Below are 12,532 nucleotides of genomic sequence, written 5' to 3'. Positions count from 1 at the left end.
TTATCTTGTATTGTCTGTTCCTGTTGATTTTTAACATATATTTTTAAACTTTTCTCTTCTTTATTATCATTTTCATCTATAGCTACAATTTTTAGTAGGTATTCTCCATTTTTAATATTCGACATATCTTTTTTATATTCAAAATTAGCCAAATAACTACTATCCTTATTTACTGATGTTTCTGTTTTAGCTTGTCCTATTTTCTCATTATTTAAATAAATTTCTATTAATCTTAGTCTTTCCTTAGAATCTACAGTTCCTATTAAATTTAAATCATTTCTATTAAATAATTCACTTTCCTTTGGAGATTCCAGATTTATGATTAAATTATTATAAGCTTGTACATTTGTAGGCAATACTAATAATCCAATCATAAAAAAAAGTGAAATAATATTTAAGACTAAGCAACCCTTTTTTCTATTTATCATAAACTCACCCTTTCAATAGTTGTCTTTATAGTTTTATCGTAATCTATATAAATATTTTTACAATTCAAACAAAAAAAGATGGTTTTTTACCATCTTTTTTTATTTAATTTTAAATAGCTTAGTAAATTCTTCATTATTTCTCAATTGTTGTAGATATTCCGCGAAATTTGTATTTAAGTTTTCTCTCCTCAATGCATATTCTACAGTAGCCTGAAGAAATCCTAATTTATCCCCTACATCATATCTTCTACCCTGAAAGTTATATGCATACATAGCTTCCTTATTAATTAATGTCTTTAATGCATCTGTGAGTTGTATTTCTCCACCTTTACCTGGTTTTGTATTTTCTAAAATATCAAATATAGCGGGACTTATAATATATCTCCCTAATATAGCCATATTAGATGGAGCTTCTTCTTTAGGTGGTTTTTCTACTAAATCTTTTATTTTATATACTCTATCTTCTATAAACATCCCCTTCACAATACCGTATTTATGTACATCCTGTTCTGGTACTTCTTGTACACCCACTATAGTTGTTTGATATTCATTGTAGCACTTTATAAGTTGCTTTAAGCAAGGCTTATCACTATAAACTACATCATCTCCCAACATTACTGCAAAGGGTTCATTACCAACAAAAGTTTTAGCACAACTTATAGCATGCCCCAATCCTTTAGGTTCCTTTTGTCTTATATAATATATTTCAGCCATATTAGATATATCTTTAACCATAGAAAGCATTTCAGCTTTACCTTTTTCCTCCAATTCTTTTTCCAATTCAACAGATTTATCAAAATGATCCTCTATAGCTCTCTTATTTCTTCCAGTTATTATTAATATTTGTTCTATACCTGACTTTACAGCTTCCTCTATTATATACTGTATGGTTGGTTTATCAACTATAGGTAACATTTCTTTCGGTTGAGCTTTAGTAGCAGGCAAAAATCTTGTTCCTAATCCTGCGGCAGGAATTATAGCCTTTTTAACTTTCATAAGTATACCCCTTTCTATATATAAAAATAAAATAAATTTAATATTAAACTTAATTATGTTTTAATAAATAACTTTCAATCTCTTTTAATACTTCATCTTCTGGATCAATTTTTTTAGCAATATCTATATGATTTTGTACTTGTTCTAAGTCTCCCTTATTCAGATAACACATTATAAGATTAGTACATATCTCTATAGATCTTTCTACCTCGAAGGCCTTTCTTAAATATTTTATAGCAATATCATAGTTTTCTAAGGCTGCATAATTTATTGCTAATTCATTTACTGCATCAATTAAAGCATTATCTATTTCTAATGCTTTATTTAAATAATATATAGCTTTATCATAATTTTCTAACATTCTATAGGCTACTGCTACATAATAATATACCGTTGGATTATCCTCTAATTTATTCATAATTGGTATTAATTTTCTTAAAGCTTCTTTGGGATCCTTACCTATTAAATTTTTCCCTTCCTCAAAATTTAATATATCCTTTAATGAGTTTTTATATTCTATAATCTCTGTAGTTTGCTCTCCTCCTATTGATATGTATTTATCCAATGCATACCATGCTGCTTTAAAATCATTATCTTCTTTTTTTATTATAGATTCATATAAATATGGTTTTTCATAATCTTCTATTTTTTTAGCTTTTTCTATTATATTAAGCTCTTCTTCTTTATACATTTTATCCTTTTGTCTTAAATTTTCTAATATTAATATTAATTTGTCATAAATATCTCTACTCTCTTCTAATGTCAATAATCCTCTTAATAATATATATGCTTCTTCATAATTTTCTCTCTTCACTTCTTCAAATATTCTTCCTTTAATATAATCTTCACTTTTAGGTATATTATTTATCATGTTTTTGTATTCATTATTAAATTTAAACTCTTCGTCTGCTCCTAGTACAGAAAACATTCCTTCTACAAAAAAGATAATAGGTATGTTGTCTAAATCTTCTCCTTGTTTTATTTCATCTACCAAACTTTTAGACTTTAATGGCACATATATATTTTTATCTACATCAACTTTAAATATTTCAAATATTTTTTCTTTTTTTATTTCTAAAAACAACATTTTAGATAATTTTTCTGCTAAATATGATTTCATTTCCATTTATATCACCTACACCATAAATTCTATATTTATATTAATTCTATAATAATATACATAATTAAACAATGAAAATACAAAAATATTTAAATTAAGCATAGGATAATGTAAAAGATTATTCTATGCTTAATTTAAATATTTTTATTTTTAAAATTTATTTATCATATTCTTTATATTTTTTTCTAGATTATTTATCTTCATTTCAGCTCCTTCAACTGTTGTGTCTACTGATGCTAAATATATTTTTATTTTAGGCTCTGTTCCTGAAGGTCTAACCACGAAATTAGTATCGTTGTTTAAATAAAATTTTAAAACATTAGATTTAGGAAGTTTATTAATATACTCTTCTTTTTTATTCATATTTATTTTTAAACCTGCTTTATAATCTTCTTTTATTAATATTTCTTCATCAAATATAGCTTTAAAATCATAACTTCTTAAATTATTGATTATATTTTCTATTTTATTTTTACCCTCTTCTCCTTTAAACTCCATGGATATTAATTTTTCTTTATAATATCCATATTTATCATAAAGTTCTCTTAAAACATCACATAAATTTTTATTTTGATTCTTATAATATAAAGCCATTTCACATATTAATGCAGAACTTATTATTCCATCCTTCTCCCTAACAAAATCTCCAAATAAATATCCATAGCTTTCCTCAAATCCAAATATAAATTTATTTTGTCCATTTTTCTTAAATTCTTCTATTTTTTCTCCTATATATTTAAAACCTGTTAAAACTTCTTCTACCTTAACTCCATAGTCTTTACATATATTTTTAACCATGTCCGTAGTTACTATGGTTTTTAAAAGCACTGAATTTTCAGGTATTTTTTTTTCTTCTTCTAAAGAACTTAATATATAGTTAGTAAGAATTACGCCTAATTCATTTCCATTTAAAGCTACATATTTTTCACTATGATCCCTAACCATCACCCCTACTCTATCACAATCAGGATCTGTAGCTATTATTATATCAGGCTTTATATTTTCAGCCTCTTTTAAAGAAGCATAAAAGGCTTTATGATCTTCCGGATTAGGATATTTTACTGTTGGAAAATTTCCATTGGGTTTTTCTTGATCCTTAACCACAAAAACATTATTATATCCAATTTCACATAAAGCTCTTCTTACTGGAACATTCCCAGTTCCATGTAATGGTGTATATAATATTTTAAAATCACTTTCATAATTCTTTATAATATCTTTTCTTAAAATCAAATTTTTTACATTATAAATATATTTATTTAATACTTCTATTGGTACAAATTTATATAAATCTTTTTCTTTTGCATCACTTATATCCATATGTTTTATACGACTTAAATCTTCTACTTTCCCTATACACTCAGCTATTTTTTGTGCTTCCCTATCTGTTATTTGATTACCATTATGATTATATACTTTGTAGCCATTATACTCTTTACTATTATGTGATGCAGTTATAACTATTCCAGCTTTACATTTTAGTTCTCGAACAGCATAAGATAGTATGGGAGTACACATTATATCACTAAACATATATACATTTATATCCTGAGAACACAGTACTTCACTAGCTATTTTAGCAAAATCTAACGAATCATTCCTACAATCATAAGCTATTGCAACGGATAGAGGTTTTTCTTTAAAATTATGCGTCAAATAATTAGCTAATCCTTGTGTAGCTTTAGCTATGGTGTATTTATTTATTCTATTTGTACCTAAACTAACTATCCCCCTTATCCCACCTGTTCCAAAGCTTAAATCTTTACAGAATCTATCCTTTATCTCTTGTTCATCCCCTATATTTTTTAATTCTTTTTTTTCTTTCTCTTCTAAAAACGAAGAATTTATCCATGAATTGTAAGCATTTTTATAATTCATTTGCTACCTCCAATAAAATTCCATACTACATTATATTAAAAAACATCAATAATTGTACTACATATAGATAAATTATGACTTAATAGTTTCTAAATTCAAAATTTCATATAAAACAATGCCTAGCTTTCTTGTTTTTTTATTATCCTAAGTTATTAGTAATTACTTTTATACTCTTAGTATATTATGTTATCAATTACCCTACATTCAAAAACATTTGTACTAAATACAATTATATATTAATATGCTGTAGTATGTATGTTTTATGGTATATTACCCAATTAGGTATAATATATAACACATTTGAAAGGAGTTATTATGAAATTATCTATAATTATACCAGCCTATAATGAAGAAAGTGCTATAAAAACAACATATAAAGAACTAACAACAATACTTCAAAAAGACAGTCTAGTTCACCATTACAATTATGAATTAATTTTTGTTGATGATGGCAGCAAAGATAAAACTCTTGATGCAATAAAGCAATTTCAAAATAACGATGCTCATATCAAATTTATTTCATTCACAAGAAATTTTGGTAAAGAAGCTAGTATGCTAGCAGGGCTTACCTATTCAACTGGAGATGCAGTAATACTAATTGATGCCGACTTACAGCATCCCCCTAGATTAATTTGTGACATGGTTAAATATTATCGTAAGGGATATGACCAAGTAATTGCTAAACGAAATAGAATCGGTGATTCAAAAACAACTACTATTTTTTCTAAATTATATTATAAAATGGCAAATCATTTCATCGACATAAAACTTACAGATGGAATAGGAGATTTTCGCCTTTTAAGTAGACAAGCGGTTAATTCTCTATTATCTATGAAAGAATATAATAGATTTTCAAAGGGAATGTTTTCTTGGATTGGCTTCGATTCAAAAATAATAGAATATGAAAATCAAAGCAGGATTTCCGGAGTAAGCAAATGGAATTTCAAACAATTAATGCAATATGGTATTGATGGAATTTTATCATTTAATAACAAGCCTTTAAGAGCCATATTATATTTAGGCTTTATAATGGTATTACTAGGAATATCCTATATATTATATTCTTTAATACGCATTATATCAGTAGGTATTGATATGCCTGGATATTTTACAACAATAACAGCTATTCTAGTTATAGGTGGAATTCAACTTTTATCACTAGGTGTAATAGGGGAATATATTGGTCGAATTTATTATGAAGTAAAAAAACGTCCACATTTTCTTGTTAAAGAAACAAATATAGAAAAATCAAAATATAAACATTTATTGGAGGAAAATTATGATCCGTCAAATACTCTTTAATGTAAAGCAATATTTGAACGAATTAATTACTAAAGATGATAAAATTTCTAGCTTTTTACGCTTTGGTATGATTGGTGTCATAAATACTGTTCATTATTACATATGGTATCTTTTACTTCTATATTTAAATATACCATATATTATAAGTCACACTATTGCTTTTACACTTAGTATGATTGGCTCATATTTTCTTAATTGCTACTTTACTTTTAAAACAAAACCAACTTTGAAAAAGTTTATTAAATATCCCCTTACTACTTTAGCTAATTATTTAATTTCCACATTTTCTTTAGTTTTATTAGTAAAAATTTTTCATATAAATACTTCAACAGCTGTGCTTTGGGCTGCAATATTACCTATACCTATAACCTTCTTAGTGACTAAGCATATATTGAAAAATTCAGAATCTACTTCAACTATTAAATTAGATATTAAATCAAAATTTATAGTTATTTTAAAGTTTTTATTACCCGTTATTTTTTTATTATTTTTTTCTATATCGTGCCATTTATACGCTTTATATCGTAAATATCATGGCTTTTTGTTCAGTGTATCAGGTACAGATAGCGACCTTCAATTTATGTACTTTATACCATTTATTCAAAAAGCTTTTTTATCACATCAACCTTTTTGGTCTTGGAGTTATGGTCTTGGCGGAGATATTTTTGGCCAATTTATTTATTATTATACTACCAGTCCATTTTTTTACTTAATGTTACTATTAAGAAAATTACAATTGGGAAGCTGGACATTAGGGAATACTCTACATTGGAAATTATTATTTAGTATTCTAAAACAGTTTTTATCAATGTGTTTTTTATATTCTTTGCTAAAATATGAAAAAAAGAAAACTTACACTTCGCTTATAGGGGCTATGATCTATGGTGGTTGTATTAATTATATATGGTTTTCTTTGAGTTTTGACTTTATGGCAGATGCATATGTATGGTTACCTATTACAATATTGGGTTTTAGAATATATAATAAAACCGGAAAATGGCTTCTTTTTGTAATTAGTGCTTCATTAACAGTTGCAAACAGCTTCTATTTTGGATTTATCAGTTATATTTTTTATATAATCTTTATTATTACTTTTATAAAACTAGAGGGAACTACTTTCAAAAATAAACTATATTCATTTTTTTGCTCTATTTTTAAATATGCGGTTTTTGCTATAATGGCTTTAGGATTAGCCTCTATATCATTTATTCCTTCAGTTTATGCATTCTTTAACACTGATCGCTTTTCAAATATAGTAAATACCCCTCTTTTTTATGATAGTAGTTATATTTTAAAATTACCTGAAAAACTGTTCTTTTATAATAGTACATTAGGTTTTCCACTAATTATTTTAATTATTTTTGCCTTACCTTGGAAAAAGTTTTCTTCAATTACTAAGCGAAAAACAATTTTAGCAGGAATATTTTTTATTTTATATTTAACTCCATATTCTGGAAGTTTTTTTAACGGTTTTTCATATTCCTGTGATAGATGGTTTTATTTATTTATATTTTCAATAGCATATGCTATACCTGATTGGCTAGAAGAGAATGATAAGTTAAAAAGTTTAGGTTTTCATTTCTTCTCAATAGTTGCAATATTAATAATTTACTTTTATTATACAAAAATTCCTCGTGGATTTAATAACGTTATTCGTAATCTAAAGACCACTAAAATTATCAACCTTGTAATACTAGTATCAGGTTTAGTATCATTATTTACAATAGTGTTAAAAAAATATATTTCTAAACACTTTACAACTAAACTTTTAGACTATATTATTGTTTTATGTGTTGCAACTGCTCTTTCATGTAATACAAATGCTTATTTAGCTATGAGAAAGCCTAATGTAACACATTATAAATTACAAAGTTCATCCATAGATAACTTAGAAGAAAAAACAATTTTTAATAAATATACTCCCACAAATAATGAATTTTATAGGACAATTTTTAGAGATTTAATTCACTTAAATGCACCAATGAATTATAATTATTATGGCACAAGTACCTATAACAGTATGATTGATGGGGTTCTTCATAAATGGTTAAAAGTTGATTATAATATTTTCAATACTAATGTTAGTCCCAGCACATATGAAAATTTTGATGATCGCTTATTCTTAGAAACTACCTTTGGTGTTAAATATTTAGTTAAAAATAAAACAAATCCATATACTCCTTCCTATGGATATACGCTTAATAATGAAACTAACAATTATATTATATACAAAAATAGATATAATGTTGGATTTGATCTATGGTATTCAAATACTATAACTATAAAAGATTATAATAAAATGAATATAGCTCAGAAAGATTCAATACTTCTTCAAACAGCCATGATTGACGAAAACCTACCTGAGTTGCCAAGAAGTGTTCCTTTTGATGATATAACAACAGAACTTTCATTAGAATGGCAGAATGCAATAACCAAAAATGCTAAATATAAAAATGGAATCTTAAAAGCTGATAAAAATGCTTCTATCATCATTCCTATAAAAAATAATAAAAAAGGAACTGATGGGGAAATATTATTTTCTCTTAATTTAAAACCTACCAAGGGCCAGAAATTTATATTAAGTGTTAATGGCAAAACCACAAAAAAAATGGAAGAAAATTACCCCTATATCTATCCTCTTAACAAATTTACTTTTAAATTGAATAATAACACTACTGTAATAAAAATAGACATCTCAGAAGGAGATTATATCATTAGTGATGCGCACGCTTGGTTTAATTCATATAAATATTACACAAAATGGGTAAATGAACGTAATAAATATAATTTGAAAAATCTATATGTAGACGGCGGAGAAGTTAAAGGTAATATTAAAAATAATGAAAAAGGAATACTTGCTCTTAATATACCGTTTTGTAAAGGCTGGTCAGCTAAAGTAGATGGAGAAAAGCAAGATTTAATAAAGGTAAACGGAATACTTACTGGATTGGTATTAGAGCCTGGATCTCATAATATTGAACTAAAATATATAACACCAGGTTTAATTCCAGGAGCATGTTTAAGTATTGTCTTCTTCATAATAATAATTGTTTCTTATATTTTAAAATGTAAGCATAATTCTTTTAAAGGTAATTAGAATATTATCTATTTCATATCCATCATAATCTGAACTATAAAATAAGGAAAGTGCATCACACTTTCCTTATTTTATTATCCAAAGAATATAGAAGCTATAGTACTATCTAAACTTTCCATAAAAGTTATATCTTCTCCTAATTCTAAATCAGATATTCTAAATGTTTTGCCAATATCATATTGAGATAAATCTATCATTATATTATTAGGAAGTTTTTCCTCTGGGCATCTTACTTTAACACTATTTTTTTCTTTTTGAACTACTCCTCCCTTTTTCATGATTAATTCATCACCTGAAAAAAGTATTGGTATTTCTGCATTAATTAAATTAGAACTATTAGTAACGTTTTCTAAATCTATATGTATTACATTCTTTTTTACTGGATCCTTTTGAACCTCTTTTATAAGAACTTTATAATCTGCTCCTCCATAATTCACATCTGTTACTCCATGTTCCCCTACCTGTGAAATCATACTGTTTAATTCTATTTCTCCTACTTCAAACATTAAATTATTTAAATTTTTCCCATATATTATACCCGGTACTTTTCCTTCTCTTCTTATTTTATTACTATTTTTACAATTTCTTTTTTTTACAAATAATTTTTCCATGTTCATCCCTCCACATTTTGTATTATTTACAAAATCTTATGTATTTATACAATAAAAAAAACACATAATAAATTTTACATATATATTGCATTTGAATAATATTTAACTTATAATAGTATTGTTTTAAGTAAAGAATCCACGGGAACCATTGAGCTTTCATAGTTTCACGGGAGTATTATTATGAAAGAAGGTGCATATTACGGTGTATAAATTAAATCAAAATCAAACCCCAGTTTTTGATGCTTTAATGGAATATGTAAATAGAAAAACTATTCCATTTCATGTTCCTGGTCACAAAAAAGGTGAAGGAATGGATGAAGCATTTAAAAATTTTATAGGAGAAAATCCTTTTAAAATTGATGTAACTGTATTTAAATTGGTTGATAGTTTACATCATCCAACTGGTGCTATAAAAAAAGCTCAAGAATTAGCAGCTGATGCTTATGGATCAGATGCAGCATTTTTTTCAATCCATGGTACTTCAGGCGCCATACAAGCCATGATTTTATCTGTAGTTGGTGACGGAGATAAAATTATAATTCCAAGAAACGTTCATAAATCTGTTACTGCAGGTATTATATTAAGTGGCTCAGTACCTGTTTATATGCAACCTGAGCTAGATAAAAAAGTAGGAATAGCTCACAATGTTACACCAGAAACTGTTGAAAAAACCTTAGAGGAGAATCCTGACGCAAAGGCAGTTTTGATAATAAATCCAACTTATTATGGTGTGTCTACAGATATAAAAAGAATTGCAGAAATTGTTCATAGTTATAATATTCCTTTAATTGTAGATGAAGCTCATGGACCACACCTTGGTTTTAATGATAGATTACCTATATCTGCTATGGAAGCTGGAGCTGATATGTGTGCTCAAAGCACTCACAAAATAATAGGTGCTTTAACTCAATGTTCTTTGCTTCAAGTAAAATCTAAAAGAATAGATGTAAATAGAGTTCATCAAGTATTAAGTTTACTTCAAACTACATCTCCATCTTATATATTAATGGCTTCTTTAGATTGTTCTAGAAGACAAATAGCTTTAAAGGGTAAAGAACTTTTAGATAAGGCAATAGATTTAGCAACCTATGCTAGAGATGAAATTAATAAAATTCCTGGTTTTTACTGCTTCGGTAAGGAATTATTGGGTGAACCTGGAGTATACGCTTTAGATCCTACAAAAATCACCATTAACTGTAGGGACTTAGATATAACTGGTTATGATCTAGATATGATTTTATGTGAAAAATATCATATTCAAGTTGAATTATCAGATTTATATAATGTTCTCGCTGTAGGCTCTTTTGGGGATACTCAAGAATCTATTGATGCTTTAATAAATGCATTAAAAGAAATTAGCAATGAACATTATGGAAAAAGAACAAAACAAAATAGTTTTATAGATGTTCCTGAAATACCTGAAAATACAGCCGCTCCACGAAAAGCTTTTAATGGAATTAAAGAATGTGTACTTTTAAAAGATAGTGTTGGAAAAGTAAGTGGAGAATTTTTAATGGCTTATCCACCAGGAATTCCAGTATTATGTCCTGGGGAGATAATAACACAAGAAATTGTAGATTATGTAGAAAGACTAAAAGAAACAGGATTATACGTACAAGGTACAGAGGATCCTGAGGTTGAATATATAAAAATTGTAAAATAAAAATGGACAAAACCTTAGATTGAATTTAATCTAAGGTTTTGTATTAAAATTTTTTCAATATTTCATTTATACTATTTATTTTATAATTTATAAACTAAGTATAAAAATATTTTATAAAGCTTTTTAAAACAACTATTTATTAAAATTGAGAATAAACATAAGTGTATTCTCCGGTAAAAACAATACCTATAATTAATACCAAAAATAATAAAATAAAATAAAATAAAGAATTAAAAATAACACTATTTTCTATCTTTTTTATAATATTTGCTAATGGTTTCATCAACAGTCAACCATCCTTTCCAACCTAAATGCATACCATCTTTCATAAAATATGGTTGATATTCATATTCTTCATAACTATAAACTTCAAATCCTTTTTTTCTTATTATATTAGAAACTTTTTTATAAAATTCAGCTCTTTTTCCCTTATTTATTCCAATATAATCATACCATCTTCCATTAGTTGGCATTAATATAAATACAGGTTTAAAATTAATATCTTTACATATATCTAACATTAAATTTAAATCTTCAAATTCTCTAGAATTTAATATATCAGTATTTTGGGAACTATTCTTCAATTTTTTTAATTTACTTTTAAAATATTTATTAAAATATTCATTATATATATAAAACTCATTATTATTAGTCTTATTTTTACCTTGCTGTTCAGCTTTATCATATTCTTTATCCCATTGAATATAATTTAAATGATTATTTAATTTAGACTTATTTTTGTCTTTATACTTCATAACAAGCTTATAGGATTTAATATTATCTTCTGTTTTAGCTATTAATTCTTTTAACTTGTAATATGGTTTCATTCCTATAAATAATAGATTTTCTATAGAGTTATCGCTATTATATAGTTTGCAATATATGGAAATATGTTGAAAGTTTTTATCTCCTTTAACTAGATTATATACTCTATTACAAATTTTTTTCTTAGTTTCTTTTTTTACTTGTTTATTGTGCATAATATTATAAAATTGTATTTCTGAAAAATTCATTAAAAATTTATCAGGCTCTACACCTGAATCTGTAAACCACTGTAATGAGACTACAAATACACCTTTTCTATTATTTAATTTATTTTCTAATGCTCCAAAATTAATCCCATGTTTCAAGCTTTGACAATGACCTCTTCCTATTATATCAACAACAAATTCATTGCCTTTATTAGGGAAAAAATTAGTAGGATTTTGTTCTATATTCACACCTAATTCAGAAGATCCATACATAAGTAAATTATTTTTATTTGTAGATTGTTTTTGTAATATTACCCCTTTATCTTTAACGGTATTACCATATATAGCAGATATATCATCTGAGTAAAATTTATTAACTTTTTTTTCTAAAGAATAATTCAATATAAATATAGATGTAAAAAATAAAATTATCCCCAAAAAAGTCGATACTAATCTTTTCATTTTA

Annotated in this window: 8 protein-coding genes and 1 pseudogene; 3 read left to right on the top strand and 6 right to left on the bottom strand. The window is 26.0% G+C overall.

Going from position 1 to position 12,532, the window contains the following annotated elements; genetic code table 11:
• From ACYUDJ_RS20730 to ACYUDJ_RS20715, 4 genes and pseudogenes are all read right to left on the bottom strand, one after another.
• Positions 1 to 428 (bottom strand): annotated as a pseudogene (locus tag ACYUDJ_RS20730) (triple tyrosine motif-containing protein); the annotation flags it as partial.
• 99 nt (positions 429 to 527) lie between these two features.
• Complete coding sequence (gene galU, locus ACYUDJ_RS20725; protein WP_159035502.1) at positions 528 to 1,424, bottom strand: UTP--glucose-1-phosphate uridylyltransferase GalU; 897 nt, start codon at positions 1,422 to 1,424, stop codon at positions 528 to 530.
• Between the two features lie 49 nt (positions 1,425 to 1,473).
• Complete coding sequence (locus ACYUDJ_RS20720) at positions 1,474 to 2,550, bottom strand: tetratricopeptide repeat protein (protein ID WP_434298045.1); 1,077 nt, start codon at positions 2,548 to 2,550, stop codon at positions 1,474 to 1,476.
• Between the two features lie 144 nt (positions 2,551 to 2,694).
• A complete protein-coding gene (locus tag ACYUDJ_RS20715; protein ID WP_434298046.1) occupies positions 2,695 to 4,422 on the bottom strand; it encodes a phospho-sugar mutase in 1,728 nt (575 codons plus the stop codon).
• 315 nt (positions 4,423 to 4,737) lie between these two features.
• Between ACYUDJ_RS20715 and ACYUDJ_RS20710 the strand changes: the two genes are divergently transcribed.
• Together ACYUDJ_RS20710 and ACYUDJ_RS20705 are read left to right on the top strand one after the other, a co-directional pair.
• Positions 4,738 to 5,724: a glycosyltransferase family 2 protein gene (locus ACYUDJ_RS20710; protein WP_030036661.1), complete on the top strand. Its 987-nt coding sequence runs from the start codon at positions 4,738 to 4,740 to the stop codon at positions 5,722 to 5,724.
• On the top strand, positions 5,702 to 8,821 hold the full coding sequence (locus ACYUDJ_RS20705) for a YfhO family protein (protein WP_434298047.1): 3,120 nt from the start codon (positions 5,702 to 5,704) through the stop codon (positions 8,819 to 8,821). The genes ACYUDJ_RS20710 and ACYUDJ_RS20705 overlap by 23 nt, the downstream gene beginning before the upstream one ends.
• 74 nt (positions 8,822 to 8,895) lie before the next feature.
• Here ACYUDJ_RS20705 and ACYUDJ_RS20700 read toward each other — a convergent pair whose 3' ends face one another.
• The gene (locus ACYUDJ_RS20700) at positions 8,896 to 9,432 is read right to left on the bottom strand and encodes a 50S ribosomal protein L25/general stress protein Ctc (RefSeq protein WP_460290023.1); all 537 of its coding nucleotides are present in this window, start codon (positions 9,430 to 9,432) and stop codon (positions 8,896 to 8,898) included.
• A gap of 202 nt (positions 9,433 to 9,634) precedes the next feature.
• Between ACYUDJ_RS20700 and ACYUDJ_RS20695 the strand changes: the two genes are divergently transcribed.
• Positions 9,635 to 11,095, top strand: coding sequence for an aminotransferase class I/II-fold pyridoxal phosphate-dependent enzyme (locus tag ACYUDJ_RS20695; protein ID WP_460290022.1), 1,461 nt, complete (start codon positions 9,635 to 9,637; stop codon positions 11,093 to 11,095).
• 242 nt (positions 11,096 to 11,337) lie between these two features.
• On the opposite strand, the gene dltD is transcribed toward ACYUDJ_RS20695, so the two are convergent.
• Positions 11,338 to 12,528 carry a D-alanyl-lipoteichoic acid biosynthesis protein DltD gene (gene dltD / locus ACYUDJ_RS20690; protein WP_460290021.1) on the bottom strand — a complete coding sequence of 397 codons (1,191 nt, stop codon included), beginning with the start codon at positions 12,526 to 12,528 and terminating at the stop codon, positions 11,338 to 11,340.
• Positions 12,529 to 12,532: the final 4 nt, after the last annotated feature.

This window comes from Clostridium sp. CTA-6 (assembly GCF_054768115.1).
This window is presented reverse-complemented; position numbering and strand designations above follow the sequence as displayed.